Consider the following 18,012-nt stretch of genomic DNA (forward strand, 5'->3'; position numbering starts at 1 on the left):
GCCGGGCTACTTGCCGATGCTGATTCTAGGGCGTGCTAAGTCAATCAACATGTCTTGCTTTGCCCTTATAGCCGATGCCGACTACGCTTGGCGGATAGAGGAACTGGCTACAGTAAGCGCCAGACCAAGCATGAGCGAGACAGAACCCCATGAGCGACCAGACTGCGATCCACGTAGGCGATTACTACGACACTGAAACCTTCAAGCGCATCAAGGATTTCTGCGACGGTCGGGAAACACCATTCCTTGTGATCGATACCGCCACCATCCACCGTCAGTACGATGAGATGATTCAAGCCTTTCCCTATGCAAACGTCTATTACGCAGTCAAGGCCAACCCGGCACCGGAAGTACTGACGATGCTGCGCGACAAGGGATCGAATTTCGATATTGCTTCTATCTATGAACTGGACAAGGTGCTTGGCCTGGGCGTTACACCCGATCGCATCAGCTATGGGAACACCATCAAGAAAGCCCGCGACATCCGAACCTTTTTCGAGAAGGGCGTACGCATGTTCGCGACTGATTCCGAGGCAGACCTGCGCAACATTGCCAAGGCGGCGCCGGGTTCTAAAGTTTACGTTCGAATTCTGACCGAAGGCACACTCACAGCCGATTGGCCGCTGTCACGCAAGTTCGGCTGTCAGGCCGATATGGCCATGGATCTGATGATACTGGCCCGTGACCTGGGGCTTGTTCCTTATGGCGTGTCCTTCCACGTCGGCTCGCAGCAACGCGATATCGGCGCCTGGGACGCTGCACTCGGCAAGGTCAAGGTCATCTTCGAGCGTTTGAAAATAGAAGATGGTATTGAACTGAAAATGATCAATATGGGCGGTGGCTTTCCAGCCAACTACATCACCCGCACCAATGATCTGCAAACCTACGCTGACGAAATTACGCGCTATATCCGTGAGGATTTCGGGGACGACTTCCCCGAGATCATCATCGAGCCCGGTCGCTCGCTTATTTCCAATGCGGGCGTGCTGGTGAGTGAGGTGGTGCTGATATCGCGGAAGTCGCGCACGGCGCTGCATCGCTGGGTGTTCACCGATGTGGGCAAATTTTCGGGTCTGGTGGAAACCATGGATGAAGCGATCAAATTTCCGATCCATACCGAGAAGACCGGAGAGGTCGAGGATGTAGTCATTGCAGGTCCCAGTTGCGACAGTGCCGACATCATGTACGAGAACTACAAGTACGGTCTGCCGCTTAATCTGGCGATAGGCGATCGCTTGTACTGGCTCTCCACAGGTGCCTATACCACGACATACAGTTCAGTCGAGTTCAACGGCTTTCCACCGCTGAAGGACTACTACATCTAGCCTGCCGTATCCCGCGGCCAGACGGTCATGACGGCTTCTATCACCTGATACAGCCTGTCCTGACTTGCGCCGCTTTTGGCCTGCACTGCCAATCCGCCAACGATTGAGCTGAATAGAGTGGCAAGTACGTCCACGCTGGCCTGTGCAGAGAGCTGCCCATCCCGCTGCGCCAGAAGCAAGCGCTCCCGCAATATCGCTTCGCTATTCTGCAGTGCGGCCCGCAAGGCGGCATCGACTTTTTCAGGTGTAGCGGCGCCACCACAGTCGGCACTACCAGTTACGATAAAACAGCCCCCGGGTAGGCTCGCGTCCGTTAACATTGTGGCCAACGAACGCAGGAAGCCCTCGACCGCGCGATAACCATCCGGCTCCTCCGCAAGAATCGCAGCATGACCCGCAACGTGGTGGGCCGCATATCGTTCCAGCGCTCTCAGGTATAGCGTTTCCTTGTCTCCGAAAGCTGCATACAGGCTTGGCTTGTTCAATCCCATTGCGCTTGTAAGTGCTTGCAGGGATGTAGCCTGGAAGCCATTTTTCCAGAACACCTCAACTGCCTGATCGAGTGCAGCTTCAATGTCAAAACCCCTTGGTCGTCCTCGCTGAGCGGCCATTTTGCTTGCTCCCGTTAAATCTGCTTGCGCCACAGTATACAGTTCGCTAAATTAAATACCGATCGGTACAGAAAGGAAAGGCCGACAAGGGTCATAACGCTTTGCTGAGGCAAGGATAATCAACCGAACTTTCAGAGATACATGATGATGAACAGACTGACTGGAAAAACTGCTTTGATTACCGGTGGAACCACCGGCATTGGTTTCGCTACCGCACAGCTGTTCCTTGAAGAAGGTGCACGCGTTATTGTCGTCGGGCAGAATGCCGAGCGCGTCGCCCAAGCCGGTAAGGCACTCGGTAATGGCGCCGTGGCTGTCCGGGCAGACGTGAGCTCTTCAGCAGACATGGCCGAGCTTGCGGAAAGGGTAAAGGAAGAGTTCGGGCGTCTTGATATCCTATTTGCCAACGCAGGCATTGCCAAGCCCATGCCTTTCAGTGACGTGGATGAGACGAATATCAGCGATCAGATCGCCGTGAACCTTAAAGGCGTGATCTACACGATCCAGAGCATGCTGCCCTTGCTGAACAATCCTTCCAGTGTGGTGCTGACCTCCACCACGATCATCGAGCAGGGTATGGCTGGCATGAGTATCTATGCGGCTACCAAGGCGGCTGTTCGCTCGCTGGCGCGTACACTTTCGGCTGAACTGGCGCAACGCGGCATCCGCGTCAACAGCATAAGCCCAGGCCTGATCGAAACGCCGATTTTTAGCAAGCTCGGGATGCCAGCCGAAGCGGTTGAAGCCTGGGCAGGGGAGTTGCTGGGAACCGTGCCTGCCGGCCGCTTCGGACAAGCCTATGAAGTTGCCAGAGCGGTACTCTTCATGGCAAGTGACGACTCATCCTATATGCTTGGAGAGAACCTGATGTTCGATGGAGGAATGGCGACCATCTAACCGCGTTCGCGCTCCATGAGGACGAGCATCAGCAAACCCAGCAGGACGCGCTGCTCGTCTTCTTCAGGCAAGGGCTCATGACGGTCAATCCTGAATCGACCCTCGAAAAACGCAGCCTGCTTGGCCATGCTCGCTACTTTCTTGTCGTTCTGGAGGACGTTATAACTCGGATGCAGGAAGTATCCTGTAAGGAAGCCAAGTACCGGCACGTTGCCGAGCACACTGTCGATCATCTTCGCCCAGGGGTTAGCTTCGGCGATAGTGAAAATGAGTGAATCATCGGCGTCATACACTTCATACGTCGCACGCCAGAGTGAGCGCATGCCACGGCGTTTCACGCTGCCGACCTTCGTGCCTTCGGCATTGCGAAAGTTGTATCTGGTGGAGAAATCGATGATTCGATCCGCCTTGATCTCGAAGTTCACCCGCTGCTTGTTCGCATCCGAATAAACCGTCACCGCTTCCTTGAGCTTGAACAGCTTCTGTTGTACGTAGGCCTGAACCTCACCCTGCGCGTCGGTAACGGTCAATTGCGGGGCGATTGCTATGATCTTGAAGGTCAACTGCAGGGGGAAATTCATAAAGCTCCTCAATTAAGCTAGAAGGCACTGTTTCAAATGTTGATTACGCCCTCCAGGTATTTCACCGTCTGTCCGGCCACCATCACGCGATCACCTTCAACGCGACATCGCAGATGACCGCCACGCTTCGACGCCTGATAGGCTGTCAATTCTTTGCGATCCAGCTTTTCAGCCCAGAAGGGCGCAAGCCCCGCGTGAGCAGAGCCTGTGACCGGATCTTCCTCGCCACCTGAGGCTGGCCAGAAATAACGTGAGACAAAATCAACAGTCTCGCCTGGGGCGGTCACAATGACATCCCGAGGGTAAAGGCGTTTGATGTGTTCAACCGTCTGCTCAAGGTCTAGTACGTCGGCTTCGCACTCGTAGACGGCAAAATAGGCCTGTTCATTGGCGAGTACCTCTGTTGGTGTTATAGATCAGAGAGATTGTTTTCGATAGCAATAGATTGCATCAGCTCATCACTGAGCCAGTTGTCGAGGATGATGACGGCGGCAGGATTGCCTTTGAACAGTTTGTCTGTGAATGCGTCTACAACGTGAATTCCAAGTGGCATGGTGATGCCTCTCCCTGGCTGATGAGTTTCACAGAACTTTAGCAGGAAGCGGGTCGTTACAGGCGGTACAGATGTGACAATTATCGGGCTGAAAGTGACATGAACACGTAGTGGTATCGCGATACTGAAACCGTAGGGACTAGGCAATACGGATGTCCGGATTTAGAATCAGCTCACACTTGCCGACCCCCGTAAACTAGTAGTCTGGCCGTGGAAGGAAGTTCAACAATGCTCGCACGACATGGAAGATCACGCAATGCGCCACACTTTGGATTTACAGGCTTCAGCCGCCAGAAACCTATCATTGGCATTTCTGTTTCTGATCGCGCCACTTGCTGAGGCTGGTGTCATCATGCCTGAGCACATCAGGATTGATATCAACTCGACCCCAGGCCACATCAATTACGCCTTTGAAATGGATTATGACACAGGCGATCCGGACATGGCCGTCGATGTACTGTTTCTCGGCATCTTTTTCGCCACGTACGCCAGTGAGCGGGATGAGCCATGGCTGAGTGCAGCCTACATCGAGAATTTTCCTGAAACGTCCCATGACCTGAATGGCACGCTACGCCGGTTTCTCTTCGAGAAAGAATACGGCGGACAACGCTACGACTTCATGAATCGAGTCTCTCTGGAAGATACCTACGTCTTCGCCTTCGCAAGCGAGGTCTACTACACACCTACAAATTGCACGCCGTTTGCTGACGATTGTCCGCCTGCGCTGGCGGTATCGGGCTATGGCGAAACGCTGATTACCTTTTACGACGGCCAGGACGGTACTGACAATCCGGGCCCGGGAAATCCTGTTGATGTACCGATCCCAGGCAGTCTTCCTCTGGGCATGATCGCCGCGCTGGGTATCTTCCTGCGCAGCCGTTCTTCGGGTGCCGGCCGGCAATAGCTCAGAAAATACTCGGCTACTCGAGCATCTTGTCCGTATAATGCTCAACTGAAATAAAAGAACGAAACTATAAAACTTTTGAGCATATGGTTAGTCCCTGACGTTATGAAGATCCGCTTTGAGCAAACGAGCAAAGATTTCGGCGATCTGCCGGTCATAGACGATTTCGACAGCACGATAACGCCGGGTGAGGTTGTCGCGCTGGTGGGCCCGTCTGGCTGTGGCAAGTCAACCTTGCTGCACCTGGCGGCAGGTCTCGAACTGCCAACCGGGGGCAAGGTCTATGCCGATGAGCAAACGATCGATCGGCCTCATCCTTCCCGCACACTGGTGTTCCAGGAACATGCGTTATATCCCTGGCTAACGCTGACCGACAACGTGGCGCTGGCGCTGGAATTTCAGAAAGTGAAGCGGGACGAGGCCAGACAGCAGGCTTTGCAGTGGTTAGACAAGGTCCAGTTGAAGGACTTTGCAAGCTACTATCCGCATCAGGTTTCTGGCGGCATGCGCCAACGGGCATCTCTGGCGCGCGCCTTCATCGCACGTCCTCAGGTTCTGTTGCTCGATGAACCTTTCGGAGCGCTGGATGCACTGACCAGAATGACCCTGCAGGACGTGTTGAGAGATTTGATTCGGGAAGTGCACCCCACAGTGCTACTGGTCACCCACGACGTCGATGAGGCGCTCTTCCTGGCTGACCGGGTGCTGGTGTTCAGCAGCCGGCCCGCGCGGGTGCTGAAGGAAATTCACTTGGCGCACTTGCCCAAGACGCATGATCTGTCCGCCTACACCTACGAGCGACGAGAGGTCCTGTCACTGCTCGGTATTGACGCAGAACAGCCTGACGCAAAATCTGGAACCGGAGGAATGTTTATATGAAACGATGGCTTGTTATCCCCCTCATGCTGGTGTTATCCAGCGTCAGTCTTGCGGCCGAAAAAATGAAAGTCGGCTTCGTTCGGGTTATGGACGATGCGCAGGCCATGGTGGCGTATGAAGGTGGCTACTATGAAAAGCATGGCCTCGATGTCGAACTCGTGGAGTTTGGTTCGGGTACCGACCTGATCAAGGCCATCGTGGGCGGTCAGCTGGACATGGGCGTGCTTGGCTTTTCCAATGCCTTTACCTGGGCCTCACGCGGCGCCGACCTCAAGATAGTGGGTGGGGCGCAACACGGCTATCACTCGATTGTGGTTCGCAATGACAGTGGTATAAAAACAGTCAAGGATCTCAAAGGCCATTCGCTAGCATCTCAGAAGGAGGGGAGTACAGCCGATATCGTTCTCAAAGGCGTGACATTGAAAGACGCCGGACTAAGCGATGATGATCTCCAGATTATGGGGGTCAAGCCTGCAGTGGCTGTACAGTCACTGGTCGGTGGCCGGGTCGATGCAGCTTTTCTGTTCGAGCCTTACGACCGAATCGCCCAACTCGTCGCACCGGTAAAGCAGATCTACGAGATAGGCGAAGTCTGGCCCTTCCCGTGCATGGTTGTGATCACCTCAGGCAAGACGCTGGAGAAACGCAAGGATGCCATCTGGGCCGCTCAGGATGCTCAGAAGGAAGCCATTGAACTCCTGGAAAACAAGCCTGCAGAAGCGGCCAAGCTCATTGCTGATTACTTCATCGCCGAGCCGACGCTGAAGACTCTGGAGCATGGGGACATGCCGCGCGAGCAGGTCATCGAGCAAGCCATCAAGACCCAGACATTCAGTGCGGTACTCACCGACAAGGAAGTCGAACGCATGCGTGAGCTGGCAGAAATCATGGTGGCGCGGGGCATCATGAAGCCCGATTCGCTTGATATCGACAAGGTGCTGGACCTGTCCTGGCAGAAAGCACGTGACCTGAACGCTACAGTCGATCAGCCTGCCAATGCGCAGGCCGCCAACCACCAGTAAATACACCACGACTGGCCCCGTGTCTGCTCAGGCACCCGGCTGGTCGATGTTTCAAGAGTCTTAGCTCCGAATGTCCTTATCGCGTCATCACAAGAAATTTGCAACGGCTTCTGCTGTCTTCCTGATACTGTTCCTTTGGCAAATCGCCGCCTGGATGCTGCCGGACTTTCTAATGCCGGACGTGCACACGGTACTCATCAGATTGGGGCAGGAACTCCAGACCGAGCAGTTCTACGAGGGGCTGATGGGGAGCCTGAGCAGGCTGGGTATTGGCTACGGCTCGGCGATGTTCTTCGGCATACTGCTTGGTCTCATCGGCGGTGTGCTCTATTTTTTCCGTTCCGCACTGAAGTCAGCCATCGTCATTCTGCAGTCGATTCCATCTATTGCCTGGGTGCCGCTGTTTCTGATCCTGATGGGTTTCGGTAGTCTGCCTATCATCGTGGTTATCGGCATTGGCGCATTCTTTCCGATGGCACTCAGTGTTATGAATGCGACAGAGAGCGTTCAGAAGGTCCACGTGTCAGTCGCTCGGGTGATGGGTGCGTCGCAGGCTGACCTGCTACGGCGTGTGTACCTGCCAGCTGTCATGCCCGAGCTGATTACGGGTGCGCAGCTTGCATTCGGCAATGCCTGGCGTGCATTGATATCTGCAGAGATGATCGTCGGTTTCGGCGAGGGCCTTGGGCGCTCGCTGGCTTATTCGGGTGAGATCGCTGATATGACGGGCGTGATGACCAATATTCTGGTTATCGCGATACTCGCAGCAGTGATCGACCAGGTGGTGCTCGAAGGGATCAAGCACCGGGTGCTGCGGTATCAGTACTTGTGATGTCCGTTGCCTGATTCCGGAGGTCCTCTATATCATCCCCGACCCGATAACCACCCAACCACACGTTACCCAGCCGATGTAGACAGAACCGTCACTGTCTAAGCCGTACCCGCATGCTTCAGCAAGCTCGAGCTTGCAGTGATAACTCGACGAATCATGGACGGCATCGCGCGGCAAGCCCTGAAAGTAGGGGCGCTTGAATTGGCAGTTGGGCGGAACCCAACTAGGCTTAACTTGCTGAGACCTGTCGCCCAGAGGTGTCGGCGAGCCTAATTCCAGTTGCCGGAGAACTACCGTGCGCGAATCAATAGCATTTCGATTTAGTCTCATCGCGAGCATTATCGTGGCGATGGTGTTGTTTTTGTTCGGACTCTATAACTACTCGACGACGGCTAAGCGCATCGAACAACAGCAGAGCGTCCAGGCTCAGGGCGTGGTAAACCGACTGCAGCTCAGCCTGCCAGCTGCAATCTGGAATTTCGAAACTGATCAGCTCAGGCGGATTATCGAAGCCGAGGTGCAGGCCACTGTCATTTACGGCATCTATGTGTCCGCTGGCGACAAGCACCTCGTGGGCGTTGTCAAGTCAGAGACCGGTGATCCGGTGGTCATGCAGACGGCTCTAGAGGATGCTGCAACGCATGATGCTGGCAAGATCCTGCACGCTCCGCTGATGTATGACAACGGGGGGAACCTCTCGGAGGTAGGCCGCCTGACCATCCTGATCGACGACTCTGAGCTCGAGGCTTTGCTTGCAGAGTCGGTGCTTCGCAATGCGATACAGATCGTCATTCTTCTGGCCATTCTCATCACGGCGTTGACCTTACTGATGCGCAGTATGGTGTCGAGACCCATTCAGCAGGTCGTCGGTGCCCTGGAAGGCATTTCCAAAGGAGAGGGCGATCTTACGTTCAGGCTACAGTCCAACCGAAATGATGAAATCGGCCGGCTGGCCACGGCTTTCAACGCTTTCATCGACAGAATTCACAGTCTGGTGGTCGAAGTAGTCCGGGCCGTCGATGAGATCGATGGCTCGACCGGCACCCTTGAAAAGATCGCGGTGCGCACCAGCGAAGGCGTTGATAGTCAGCGTCTCGAAACGGACTCAGTGGCTGCAGCCATGAATGAAATGAGCAGCACTGCGCAGGATGTCGCGAAGAGCGCCCGCCAGGCCGCAGATTCGGCATCACAGGCTGATGAGCGAGGTGAAACAGCCAAACAGGTCGTGCTTAATGCCATGGGGGCAATTCGCTCGCTGGCCACCGACATTCAGGTCAGTTCAGATGTCATTGGTGATCTTGAAAAAGATGTCGAGCACATCACTTCGATCCTCGAGGTCATTCGAGGTATTGCTGAGCAAACCAATCTACTGGCACTTAATGCGGCAATCGAGGCCGCCAGAGCAGGAGAGCAGGGTCGCGGCTTTGCCGTCGTCGCAGATGAAGTCAGGAATCTGGCCAGCAAGACTCAGCTCAGTACCGAGCAGATCAGAGAAATGATCATCAAACTACAGAGTGGTACCCAGAAGGCCGTAAATGGAATGCAGACCAACCGAAGACTCGGTGAACAAACGATTCACCAAGTAACAGAAGTTGAGCATGAACTCGCTTTCATCGCCGAGGCCATTACTTCCATCAATGCCATGAACACCCAGATTGCCCATGCGGCAGAAGAGCAGACCAGCGTTGCAGAAGATATCAATCGCAGTCTTGTTCGCATCGTTGATATAGCAGAGGACACCGCACACAGCAGCCATGATGCACGATCGTCAAGCAAGCGAGTGGCTGATCTTGCGGCAGGCGTGCAGGGGCTTGTAAAGCTGTTCAAGGTCTGAAAATACTACTCGCCGTGTGGCGGCTCTGATTGAGAAGGTAGGTGATATGAAAATGCGGAATGGCGTACTTACGATTCTACTCAGTCTTATGTGGGTTCCGGCCCAGGCTGAAACTTACAAGGTGGGCGTGGAAGATATCGATTATTATCCGGTGTACACGACACGTGATGGTCAATATAGCGGGTTCGCGAAAGACCTTCTGGACATGTTTGCCGAGGCACATGGTCACAAGTTCGAATACAAAGCTTATCCGATTGCACGGTTGATCGGGACCTTCGTGGAAGGGCAAGTCGACTTCAAATTTCCCGATAATCCAAACTGGGCCGGTGATGCCAAGAAAGGCAAAACGGTTCATTACAGTGAGCCAGCTCAGCCATATACCGACGGCACGCTGGTTTTGCCGAAGCATAAAGGCAAAGGCCTAGATGCTTTGGGGAAGCTTGGCATCGTGCGGGGCTTTACGCCTTGGGATTACCTTGGCTCGATCGAACAAGGTAAGGTGCAGCTCAACGAGGTTTCTAACGTTGAAGCTATGATAAATTTGGGACTGAGTGAACGCGTGGGCGGTGTTTACTTTAATGTGGATGTGGCTCGCCATGTTCTCGCTGAACAACTCAAAAAACCGGGTGGGCTGGTATTCGATGACACTTTGCCACACACCAGATCCCAGTATCATCTATCGACAATTAAGCATCCTGAACTCATAGAGCAGTTCAACGTGTGGCTGGTAGCCAATGCGGATAAGGTAGAGAAGCTTCGGAAGCAGTATGGGTTGAATTAAAGCCGGATGCTTGTTCATGTGGCGCTGAGCGTTAGGGACGACAGAAGCAGTCTGCATCAGCCAGAGGGGTTACCAGGCCTGATGGGTTTCGGTATCAGTACTTGTGATCTGGATTTTCCAATGCGCTACGGATAGCTGCCTCCACATAGTCTGGTTCGGCACGGTTCAAGGAAACAGCCTCACATCCCTGAAATCGACAGAATCGGGCGATCGAGTCCAGGAAGGCGGCAACGAAACGAACCAGGTCAAAATCGTGTCGGTCAAGGTATAGCGACTTGATCTCCAGATACCCGCTTTTGCGATGCGCCTTGCAGTCCATTCGCCCCACGAATTCATCCCGGTACAGTAACGGAAGGCTGAAATACCCATGCCTTCGTTTGTCAGCTGGGACATAACATTCAATCTGATAGTCGTATTGGAATAGTGCTCTGAGCCGTTCGCGCTGAATAACGCTGTTGTCGAACGGCGAAAGGATCACGATTCTGTCTTTCAAGCGGGGAAGCCTACGTTCGAGTGCACCCGCTTCCATGAAGAATATCTCACCGCCGCTGACCTGTACCTGCTCCAGAGAACGCTGCGCCAGCCTTTCAGCAACCAGTCTCTTCACAGCCTTGCGTAGGCTCGTATTCCGGCGCAGGTAGGTCACGCCCTTTAATGAAATCAGGCCATGACAGCGCAGTTGTTGGTCGAAGATGTGCGTGGCGAACTCGTCATCGCTGGGCATTGAAGAATCCACATAAGGCGGTAGAACCCGCTCAGTAAGATCGTAAGTTTTCTGAAAGCCCTCACGATTGCTGACCATCAGGTCGCCCTGCATATACAGCTGTTCAAGCGCCTTTTTCGCTGGCTTCCAGTCCCACCAACCTGCACGTGAGCTTGCGTCAGTCTCGAGGTCTCTGGATCGCAGCGGACCGTCGATGCGTATTCGGGCCAGCAACTCGTTCATAAGTTTAACATCACGAGTCTTGAACCAGTGCGTCTGTCCGCTCTTTATCGCGTGCTTGTAAGGCAGCGAGAAGCGGAAGTCTGCCATGGGCAGAAACGCAGCCGCGTGTGCCCAGTACTCGAAAATGTCACGGTCGAGCAACATCTGGTGCGTCATTGAGGGCTCGAAATCGGGCACCCTGGAATGGAGAACATGATGATGCGCGCGCTCTACCACCGATATGGTGTCGATCTGAACATAGCCGATATGACTAATGGCTCGACGTGCTCCAGCGAGGCCGCGCCCGAAGGGCTGGGTCTGTAGCAGACCTTGTGCGGACAGGGCGAGGCGACGTAGGCGAGTCAGGTCTTGTGGGCGTTCAAGTACGATCATGGTTTCGGTCGTCGGAGCTTGGAAAGTTGAGCGCTCCCCAAGCGTACAGCGCCTCCATCACAGGAATCAGTGTCTTTCCGTAATCGGTGAGCGAATAGCTGACGTTCAATATCTTTCCCTCAATTACATGGCGCTCGACGAGTTGATCCCGTTCCAGCTCTCGCAGCTGTTCAGTCAACACCTTCTGGCTGATAGGAGCCATGCCGGCCTTTATCCCGCCGAATCTCATCGGCTGCTCGATCAGGGCATGAATGATCATCGGCTTCCATTTGCCACTGATCAGGCAGAGCGTCGAAACCACAGGACAGTTCAGGGGGTTATCGGGGTTTTGTCTCTTCTCCAACATACCAGTTACCAAAAAGTGCCTAATTGACGGCATTCGCTGCCCACATATACTCGCCGACAAATCAGTACTTTGCGGCCTGACCATATGAATGAAAGATTAACTGAAGCAAGCATACACAGAATACCCATTTTCCCTCTGGGAATGATCAATGCGTTTCTACTGGTGAACGCAAGCGGATGCGTTCTGATCGATACAGGCTTGCCTGGGACAGAGAACAAAGTCAGCCGAGTACTGAAATCGCTGGACCTGAGCTTCAGAGATATCAAACTGATCATTATCACGCATGCGCATATCGATCACGCCGGCAACACCGCAAAACTAAAATCGCTTTCGGGCGCGCCAGTCGTCGCCCACCTGAATGATTTGCCTTATTTCACCGGAGAAAATGTAATGCACTTCTGTAGCACTGGTTGGTTCGGCTGGCTGTTCAGCAAGACCGGCGCTATTCAGAAGCCATACGAGCCATTTCAACCGGATATCCTGCTCAGCACGCAGGACAGCTTCAGCCTCAGTGGGTATGGCTTTGATGGCGAGGTCGTTCCTACCCCAGGGCATACCGCCGGTTCGATTTCTGTGGTGCTCGATAACACTCAGGCTATCGTGGGTGATCTTGTTTCTTCGGGCATTTTGCTCGGTGGGGTTATCAGAACAGGCAAGGCAAAGCGGCCACCGTTCGAGGACAACCCGTTAATGGTCAGTCAGGAACTGCAGTCGATTGCAGACAGGGGTGTGTCTACATTCTTCATGGGGCACGGCGGACCGTTGCCCCGGCAGGAGGTGTTGCGGCATATCGAGAAGTTGAAGGCCTGTCAGGTGCCACGGCAAGAGCCCTCTTGAGGCCAATCGTGATGGTGGTAAGCGATCAAAGCATCTTTTTCATTGGTGACTTCGAACCGATGCCGAATGGCAGGGTCCTCTACTAACACTGAAAGCGGATACAAGTTTGCTCTAGTCACAGCTTCCTGTCCTGTTGAACAACAACCTCAAAAAGTTGTTGATGAATCGACTTCCTATCTACATTAACGGCGTCCTGACACACGAATTCAGCTTTCTCTTCTGCCAGGATAGCGATCGCGTCAGGCTTGCAGATTTGCATGAAACTGAAATGAGAGGCTCGATCTATCTCTATATAGCGAAGGCCGGTGCTGTCGCTATTCAGATGAGGCTTCAACTGCAGGGCAGGCGGGACGTTTTGGTCAAGCTCCGCACCAATTACCAAAGTGTCTGCCGACAGATCCTGCAAGCTGCCGGGCAATATAGCAGGTACGAAGCCAGGCGCGATAGCCACCGAGCGTTTCACTCTCTTGTCTCTGTGATCGCCGGAAATCATGAGGCGATCGTTTTGTGACAGCCCTTCAAACGCGTCCTGGAAGTAATTGCAGGAAACGTCGGTATTCAATGAGCAGTATTTCTCGTAGCCGGACATATCCAGTCTGGCTCCAGCCAATGCCAAAGCCGTATATCCACCCAGGGAAAAGCCGACAACGGTAATGTTGTCCTTATCGATGTGGAAGGCGAACTTGCTCGATAAAATCTCGCTGATCAGGAAGGAGACGTCTCGTGGCTGCTCCCACAATCTGATAACGCTTTCTGGTGTGGCTTGGCCCGTCGTGTAATCAGGGTGGTTGGCCGATACGACCAAAGCACCGCTTTCTGCTAGAGCGCTGCCTAGCCAGGACAGGTTCTTCCAATTCCCTGAGGTGCCGTGGACAAGGAAATAGACTGGCAACTGTTGTCCTACAGGGTTTGCATTTGCCGCGGCCTTGAAACCATAGAACGCGGGATTCTCGGCCAAAAGTTCTTCTGATTGTCCTTTGCTCGTCGGATAAAGAACTCTTGCCTCGATGGATCTATTTCTTGACGTATCCTCATAGTATTCTGTGGAAATGCCGATACTACTCAGGCACAGCGGGCTGAAGATGGATAAACTCCAAAACACGATATTCTTCATGCGTTCCCTTGCATATTGATCTTGATGCCGTGAGGTCAGTCCAGACGTTTCTTCATATGATAGAGAAGAGACCCAGTGGGACGATCTTCAAGGATACCGAAGACCTGGTAGCCCTCATCTATCGACACGCCTGCCTATTGTGACTTGGATTGTGTTACCAGGGATAGGCTATCGGAACATTCTCTCGTTATAGAGTGTTTCGCTGCTGGTCGCGAGGGATAGATGCTTTATATCGGGATGGAGCGTGTTGATCAATGCGATTTTGTCGTTTAGCGATGGTGAAGCTGCACTTGGGAGAAGGAGCATGAGCGCGTCACCCCTATCAAGCCAGGCATCGCCAAGCGACTGAGTTGTGGCAGGGTAGGGGAAGGCACGCCAGTTTTCAGGCAGGCTGTCGTGCGCAAGCTCATCCACCCGGGCCGCGCGCCTGTCGAGCGTGTAGGTTCCGAGTTTGAACGATGGCGGAATCATTCTGGGTGAAGAGATGTAGTTGGCGATTTCAAGCAGCGCGACACTCGCTGAGTGCCATATACATCACAGGATGTCCCGCAGAACTCCAACGCCCTCCATTTACGAAACTCCCGCCGTGGCCTGAGTAGTTTTCGAGATAACGCTACAGGCGTAACTCTGTAGAGTTCCATCAGCTGAAATCGCCGGTCTCGATATGTCTTAGTACAGTGGTAACCCAGCGCCGTCCCTCGAACGTGTCGAACAGGTCTATCGGTCGCTCACCATCAAGCGCGGGCACCGGAGAGGATAGCCATTGCTTCGCTGATTTCAGGCCGCCCCACACTCTGTTCGCTTCAAATATCAACCGTAAGGCATCCAATAGTATTTCCGATTCTTCAGGACCGAGCGATATCTTGCTGTAGAAGCGGTGGAGATTTCGCGCAGTTGTGTTGAGGATCCTTACGAAAAGATCTCAATCGCCGAATTCATCCACTGCAGCCTTGACCGTTTGGCCTGGAAGTCCCTGGCGAACGGCTTCAATGTAGGATTTAGGACTAGTGAAGATTGAGGCTGGCAAACCAAAAACAGCGCAACCTTCGTTGTTGGCTAGCATATCGTTGTCTCACCTATTCATCAGAGTGATGATGACACATCATTGTGATGTGCATATAGAGAGAGAGCTATGGTCGAAGCGCTCAAGGTCACTTCGAAAGGATTCTGGCCTTCCATCGCCTCAATAGACGGACAGCCGAAAATATTGTTAACCACCCTAGTCCAACGTTAATCGAGAAGTTAAGCAAGGAGACAGACGTCGCGTATTCCTGGGGAAGCATCACATGGTAGGTCTGGGGGAAGGAGGGTGGATCGAGTTGGGTTACGCGTTGCCAAACAAAAGGCATCGGCAAGCCGTAAGGGACCTTCACCATTTCTGATCGGCTGTATACCGTCGTAGGCACAAGCAAAGAGCTGACGACGAGGAAGGTGGCGAGGCAGAGAGTCCAAACCAATTTTTTCTTCATATATGCGCCTCACTCACCAGCTCATACTCAGTGCCTATCGCAGTGACTAGCCTCGAGTAGAAAGCATCGCTAGCGGCCAATTCTCCTGACTATCAGAATTATCGTGCTATCGCCCATCTACTCGCTCTTTGACATATCTATACCACAGGTCATGTGTGCCCTTGATGATCTCTGCCGACTTCAGTGCGCCGAATGAGTTTGGGAAAAGCAGATAGGTTTCACCATCACGGAACGTGAAGTCTGGACCACAGATACAACATGGGAACTCTGACCGACCGCTCCACGTCAGCCAGAACCAAGGCGCTTTGTGCCCGAAGTAGTCAAACCCGTCATGGGTGCCTTTTGGCTGGCCGCTGAATAGTACGGTAGAAACAGGCGGACCCTTGATGACCTCGATCACGCGAAGCACATTTTCAACACTGAATACATGCTCGCCTTGAGAGGGATTAGAAACAGAACAGAGACGACTGTCACCGTCTTAAATGTCATGACGCTTCATTCAGATATCACCGCAGGCGGTATATCATGAGATTTTTTCGGGGCGATGAGTCGAAAGGCCTGAGCAGCAACAGCACCCCCAACAGCGCAAAGCACGATGCCGATGGTAAATTCCATCCACCTGGCCGCTGAAGGTGTGAAATGGGGGTACTTGAGCGGCCAAGTCATTACAGCAGCCGGGATAGTACCCAAAAAAGCCCCCGCGATGGCAAACGGCTGCCAATTGAAATAGCCAAACCTACGTAGAAACGCATAAGCCGGTACGCCAACCAACGAGACATACCCTGCAGTAAAAATCAGGCACAGTATAAAGGTGACGAAGACTCCGAACCACATGTACGAGTCGGTGATACTTAGAGAAAGGTTAGTGAGGCGATCCAGAAGAACGAAAGCGCTCATCATCAGCGATGGCACGGACGCCGCCGCGAGAATTGCAAAGACTAATTTCATACTTCTCCTAGTCACCATTCACTCTGCAGATTTCGCCGCGGTAGGGGACTTAGCCTCACTCACTGAATTTCGGAAAGAAACGTCAGGCCAGCCGCCTTTTCACACGCCAATCAGCCAGTCAGCGCTCATTAAACAATATCCTATTACAAAAAGGATCCACCACCTCAAACATCCTGTCGCCCCATGGCGCCGTGGTGATCTCTGGTCGCGAATATCTGTATCCGCGCGATGTAACTTCGCGGTGCAGAGTATCGAGTTCATCGGTGTTCACAAAGATCTTCGAGCCCGGCGTGCAGTCTCCCGAATGCTCGCTGAGATGAAGAACCAGATCGCCTCTGGAAACCTGCATGTAGAGAGGCGCGTCGGGCTCGAATCGGTGCTCCCACTCCAGTGACATACCGAGGAATTCCAGATAGAACGCTTTCGCCTTGGTTTCATCGAAAATCCGCACAACTGGAATGACTTTAAACTGCATCAATACTCTCCTTGCCTGATAAGCCTGTAGCCAATTTCTATCTGTTTCGCCTCACTCGACAGCCTCGACCCCCTAGCTATACTCGATAACGACCATACCAAATTCCACCCCTGGCGAGCCTTCTCGCCGCCATTATTAGACGACCCTCTTGCTGTGATCATGAAACGCACCACACTCTTTCTTGCGCTCGCTGCAGCAAGCGCACCCACTCACGCTGAACCTGTAGAACCGACCTGGGGCCTGTTCATTCCCCAAGGTATCACGGTAGTCGATTTCAATATCGGCCAGGGCAGAGTGTCATCACAATTCAATGAACAGGGTAAGCCTGAGCGGTTCAGCAGCACGCTATCCGGCGTACCGCTGGATGGCTTTGGGCTTCTAGGTGACAGCAGTCAGGTGGAACTGTCTTTCGAAACCAACTTCATCGAAATTACTGCCGGTCACGGGATTACTGACGATCTTGCAGTGGGTGTACGCTTGCCACTGGTTGACTCCTGCAGCGACGCGACGGTAGGGACACGCAACGGTTCAGGAGACGTGCTGTCAGCTGCACTTACCGCACAGGCCGGACCATTTGCCTATGAGGACGTCGCCAGTCATTGCGACTCTGGCCTGGTAGCGCCTATCGTTGGCGCTTTCTGGCGCATCCATAGCAGTGGACGGGACAGTCTGTTTTTCATGCCCGGCATTCGCCTGGGTCGGATGACGGACAAAAACGACCCAGACATCCTGTTCCAGCCAATAGCTGATGACGGCGCCAACGACCTCATCCTGCGCTTTGATTATTTCAGAGACCTTGGTTATCGCTTCGATCTGGCAGTACAGCTCGAGCACGGCATCAACCTGAGTGATCGCCAGACGCTCAGAGTGCCGCAATCAATGCTCTCCATCACGCCTGCTGCCTTCAAGGAGCATCTGAAGCGGGATGTTGGTGACTATACGATACTCGACATCGAGTTCGGCTACCGCTTTCTGGATGATCAGATGCGTGTCTTCGCGGCCTACTATCAGAAGAACAAGGGCAAAGACAGCTATAAGTCACCGTCAGGGCAGTCGACGTTCTACCTGTCGGACAACAGCGATTTTCGTGACCAGGAGTATCGCATCGGGTTGAACTGGAATGGCATCCCTGCCTGGCAGAGAGGCGCGCTTCCACTGCCGATCCAGTTGGAGCTGAATTTCTGGGAAAGCTTCCGCGGCAAGAACGCGCTGAAGTACTACTACAACGAGTTCAAGGTGTCTCTGGCGTTTTGACGACTCGAAAGGACTGCTAACGCAGCACCCAG

Annotated in this window: 21 protein-coding genes; 10 read left to right on the top strand and 11 right to left on the bottom strand. The window is 53.5% G+C overall.

Annotated elements, in window-relative coordinates; translation table 11 throughout:
• The first annotated feature begins 149 nt into the window (after nt 1–149).
• Complete coding sequence (locus tag ACH3PB_RS20500) at nt 150–1,325, top strand: type III PLP-dependent enzyme (protein ID WP_416397347.1); 1,176 nt, start codon at nt 150–152, stop codon at nt 1,323–1,325.
• Here ACH3PB_RS20500 and ACH3PB_RS20505 read toward each other — a convergent pair.
• Complete coding sequence (locus ACH3PB_RS20505; RefSeq protein ID WP_416397349.1) at nt 1,322–1,936, bottom strand: TetR/AcrR family transcriptional regulator; 615 nt, start codon at nt 1,934–1,936, stop codon at nt 1,322–1,324. The genes ACH3PB_RS20500 and ACH3PB_RS20505 overlap by 4 nt on opposite strands.
• 141 nt (nt 1,937–2,077) lie before the next feature.
• Here ACH3PB_RS20505 and ACH3PB_RS20510 point away from each other — a divergent pair, with 141 nt between their 5' ends.
• Nucleotides 2,078–2,833: an SDR family oxidoreductase gene (locus ACH3PB_RS20510; RefSeq protein ID WP_416397350.1), complete on the top strand. Its 756-nt coding sequence runs from the start codon at nt 2,078–2,080 to the stop codon at nt 2,831–2,833.
• Here the strand turns inward: ACH3PB_RS20510 and ACH3PB_RS20515 are convergent.
• From ACH3PB_RS20515 to ACH3PB_RS20525, 3 genes are read right to left on the bottom strand one after another with little or no spacing between them, the layout of a single operon-like run.
• On the bottom strand, nt 2,830–3,414 hold the full coding sequence (locus ACH3PB_RS20515) for a hypothetical protein (RefSeq protein ID WP_416397351.1): 585 nt from the start codon (nt 3,412–3,414) through the stop codon (nt 2,830–2,832). The two genes, ACH3PB_RS20510 and ACH3PB_RS20515, sit on opposite strands and share 4 nt — an antisense overlap.
• A gap of 32 nt (nt 3,415–3,446) precedes the next feature.
• The gene (locus ACH3PB_RS20520) at nt 3,447–3,827 is read right to left on the bottom strand and encodes a PhzF family phenazine biosynthesis protein (protein ID WP_416399490.1); all 381 of its coding nucleotides are present in this window, start codon (nt 3,825–3,827) and stop codon (nt 3,447–3,449) included.
• Entirely contained in the window at nt 3,824–3,967 is a 144-nt protein-coding gene (locus ACH3PB_RS20525; RefSeq protein WP_416397352.1) for a PhzF family phenazine biosynthesis protein, read from the bottom strand. The genes ACH3PB_RS20520 and ACH3PB_RS20525 overlap by 4 nt, the downstream gene beginning before the upstream one ends.
• A 304-nt stretch (nt 3,968–4,271) precedes the next feature.
• On the opposite strand from ACH3PB_RS20525, the gene ACH3PB_RS20530 reads away from it, so the two are divergent.
• The 6 genes from ACH3PB_RS20530 to ACH3PB_RS20555 all read left to right on the top strand — a co-directional run bounded on the left by ACH3PB_RS20530 (nt 4,272) and on the right by ACH3PB_RS20555 (nt 10,219).
• Nucleotides 4,272–4,871, top strand: coding sequence for a hypothetical protein (locus ACH3PB_RS20530; RefSeq protein WP_416397353.1), 600 nt, complete (start codon nt 4,272–4,274; stop codon nt 4,869–4,871).
• Nucleotides 4,872–4,976: 105 nt separating this feature from the next.
• Nucleotides 4,977–5,750 carry an ABC transporter ATP-binding protein gene (locus ACH3PB_RS20535; protein WP_416397354.1) on the top strand — a complete coding sequence of 258 codons (774 nt, stop codon included), beginning with the start codon at nt 4,977–4,979 and terminating at the stop codon, nt 5,748–5,750.
• A complete protein-coding gene (locus ACH3PB_RS20540) occupies nt 5,747–6,772 on the top strand; it encodes an ABC transporter substrate-binding protein (RefSeq protein ID WP_416397355.1) in 1,026 nt (341 codons plus the stop codon). The genes ACH3PB_RS20535 and ACH3PB_RS20540 overlap by 4 nt, the downstream gene beginning before the upstream one ends.
• Nucleotides 6,773–6,842: 70 nt before the next feature.
• Nucleotides 6,843–7,604, top strand: a complete 762-nt coding sequence (locus ACH3PB_RS20545) for an ABC transporter permease (protein ID WP_416397356.1) — start codon at nt 6,843–6,845, stop codon at nt 7,602–7,604.
• 295 nt (nt 7,605–7,899) lie between these two features.
• Nucleotides 7,900–9,438, top strand: coding sequence for a methyl-accepting chemotaxis protein (locus ACH3PB_RS20550; RefSeq protein WP_416397358.1), 1,539 nt, complete (start codon nt 7,900–7,902; stop codon nt 9,436–9,438).
• Nucleotides 9,439–9,484: 46 nt separating this feature from the next.
• The gene (locus ACH3PB_RS20555) at nt 9,485–10,219 is read left to right on the top strand and encodes a substrate-binding periplasmic protein (RefSeq protein WP_416397360.1); all 735 of its coding nucleotides are present in this window, start codon (nt 9,485–9,487) and stop codon (nt 10,217–10,219) included.
• Between the two features lie 94 nt (nt 10,220–10,313).
• On the opposite strand, the gene ACH3PB_RS20560 is transcribed toward ACH3PB_RS20555, so the two are convergent.
• Both ACH3PB_RS20560 and ACH3PB_RS20565 read right to left on the bottom strand, forming a co-directional pair.
• Entirely contained in the window at nt 10,314–11,537 is a 1,224-nt protein-coding gene (locus ACH3PB_RS20560) for a winged helix-turn-helix domain-containing protein (RefSeq protein ID WP_416397361.1), read from the bottom strand.
• Nucleotides 11,524–11,796, bottom strand: a complete 273-nt coding sequence (locus ACH3PB_RS20565; RefSeq protein WP_416397362.1) for a winged helix-turn-helix transcriptional regulator — start codon at nt 11,794–11,796, stop codon at nt 11,524–11,526. The genes ACH3PB_RS20560 and ACH3PB_RS20565 overlap by 14 nt, the downstream gene beginning before the upstream one ends.
• A 171-nt stretch (nt 11,797–11,967) precedes the next feature.
• Between ACH3PB_RS20565 and ACH3PB_RS20570 the strand changes: the two genes are divergently transcribed.
• Nucleotides 11,968–12,720 carry an MBL fold metallo-hydrolase gene (locus ACH3PB_RS20570; protein WP_416397363.1) on the top strand — a complete coding sequence of 251 codons (753 nt, stop codon included), beginning with the start codon at nt 11,968–11,970 and terminating at the stop codon, nt 12,718–12,720.
• Nucleotides 12,721–12,835: 115 nt separating this feature from the next.
• Here the strand turns inward: ACH3PB_RS20570 and ACH3PB_RS20575 are convergent, their stop codons facing one another.
• The 5 genes from ACH3PB_RS20575 to ACH3PB_RS20595 all read right to left on the bottom strand — a co-directional run bounded on the left by ACH3PB_RS20575 (nt 12,836) and on the right by ACH3PB_RS20595 (nt 16,726).
• Nucleotides 12,836–13,834, bottom strand: a complete 999-nt coding sequence (locus ACH3PB_RS20575) for an alpha/beta hydrolase family protein (protein WP_416397364.1) — start codon at nt 13,832–13,834, stop codon at nt 12,836–12,838.
• A 168-nt stretch (nt 13,835–14,002) separates the two neighbouring features.
• Complete coding sequence (locus ACH3PB_RS20580; RefSeq protein ID WP_416397365.1) at nt 14,003–14,305, bottom strand: RES family NAD+ phosphorylase; 303 nt, start codon at nt 14,303–14,305, stop codon at nt 14,003–14,005.
• Between the two features lie 169 nt (nt 14,306–14,474).
• Nucleotides 14,475–14,648, bottom strand: coding sequence for an antitoxin Xre/MbcA/ParS toxin-binding domain-containing protein (locus tag ACH3PB_RS20585; protein WP_416397366.1), 174 nt, complete (start codon nt 14,646–14,648; stop codon nt 14,475–14,477).
• Nucleotides 14,649–15,798: 1,150 nt separating this feature from the next.
• The gene (locus ACH3PB_RS20590) at nt 15,799–16,251 is read right to left on the bottom strand and encodes a hypothetical protein (protein WP_416397367.1); all 453 of its coding nucleotides are present in this window, start codon (nt 16,249–16,251) and stop codon (nt 15,799–15,801) included.
• A gap of 118 nt (nt 16,252–16,369) precedes the next feature.
• Nucleotides 16,370–16,726 (bottom strand): glyoxalase superfamily protein, encoded by a 357-nt coding sequence (locus ACH3PB_RS20595; protein WP_416397368.1) that lies wholly within the window; start codon nt 16,724–16,726, stop codon nt 16,370–16,372.
• Between the two features lie 159 nt (nt 16,727–16,885).
• Here ACH3PB_RS20595 and ACH3PB_RS20600 point away from each other — a divergent pair, with 159 nt between their 5' ends.
• A complete protein-coding gene (locus tag ACH3PB_RS20600; protein WP_416397369.1) occupies nt 16,886–17,980 on the top strand; it encodes a hypothetical protein in 1,095 nt (364 codons plus the stop codon).
• Nucleotides 17,981–18,012 lie beyond the last annotated feature (32 nt).

The sequence above is a fragment of the Allohahella sp. A8 genome, from assembly GCF_047946665.1.
In the GTDB taxonomy this organism is placed as follows: domain Bacteria; phylum Pseudomonadota; class Gammaproteobacteria; order Pseudomonadales; family Oleiphilaceae; genus Allohahella.

Bases quoted from the DNA above. Each gene is read 5' to 3' on its own strand.
- ACH3PB_RS20525 (WP_416397352.1), bottom strand. From the start codon at position 3,967: ATGCCACTTGGAATTCACGTTGTAGACGCATTCACAGACAAACTGTTC.
- ACH3PB_RS20515 (WP_416397351.1), bottom strand. From the start codon at position 3,414: ATGAATTTCCCCCTGCAGTTGACCTTCAAGATCATAGCAATCGCCCCG.
- ACH3PB_RS20505 (WP_416397349.1), bottom strand. From the start codon at position 1,936: ATGGCCGCTCAGCGAGGACGACCAAGGGGTTTTGACATTGAAGCTGCA.
- ACH3PB_RS20540 (WP_416397355.1), top strand. From the start codon at position 5,747: ATGAAACGATGGCTTGTTATCCCCCTCATGCTGGTGTTATCCAGCGTC.
- ACH3PB_RS20600 (WP_416397369.1), top strand. From the start codon at position 16,886: ATGAAACGCACCACACTCTTTCTTGCGCTCGCTGCAGCAAGCGCACCC.
- ACH3PB_RS20555 (WP_416397360.1), top strand. From the start codon at position 9,485: ATGAAAATGCGGAATGGCGTACTTACGATTCTACTCAGTCTTATGTGG.
- ACH3PB_RS20535 (WP_416397354.1), top strand. From the start codon at position 4,977: ATGAAGATCCGCTTTGAGCAAACGAGCAAAGATTTCGGCGATCTGCCG.
- ACH3PB_RS20510 (WP_416397350.1), top strand. From the start codon at position 2,078: ATGATGATGAACAGACTGACTGGAAAAACTGCTTTGATTACCGGTGGA.
- ACH3PB_RS20595 (WP_416397368.1), bottom strand. From the start codon at position 16,726: ATGCAGTTTAAAGTCATTCCAGTTGTGCGGATTTTCGATGAAACCAAG.
- ACH3PB_RS20565 (WP_416397362.1), bottom strand. From the start codon at position 11,796: ATGATCATTCATGCCCTGATCGAGCAGCCGATGAGATTCGGCGGGATA.
- ACH3PB_RS20500 (WP_416397347.1), top strand. From the start codon at position 150: ATGAGCGACCAGACTGCGATCCACGTAGGCGATTACTACGACACTGAA.
- ACH3PB_RS20575 (WP_416397364.1), bottom strand. From the start codon at position 13,834: ATGAAGAATATCGTGTTTTGGAGTTTATCCATCTTCAGCCCGCTGTGC.
- ACH3PB_RS20545 (WP_416397356.1), top strand. From the start codon at position 6,843: ATGTCCTTATCGCGTCATCACAAGAAATTTGCAACGGCTTCTGCTGTC.
- ACH3PB_RS20570 (WP_416397363.1), top strand. From the start codon at position 11,968: ATGAATGAAAGATTAACTGAAGCAAGCATACACAGAATACCCATTTTC.
- ACH3PB_RS20580 (WP_416397365.1), bottom strand. From the start codon at position 14,305: ATGATTCCGCCATCGTTCAAACTCGGAACCTACACGCTCGACAGGCGC.
- ACH3PB_RS20590 (WP_416397367.1), bottom strand. From the start codon at position 16,251: ATGAAATTAGTCTTTGCAATTCTCGCGGCGGCGTCCGTGCCATCGCTG.
- ACH3PB_RS20560 (WP_416397361.1), bottom strand. From the start codon at position 11,537: ATGATCGTACTTGAACGCCCACAAGACCTGACTCGCCTACGTCGCCTC.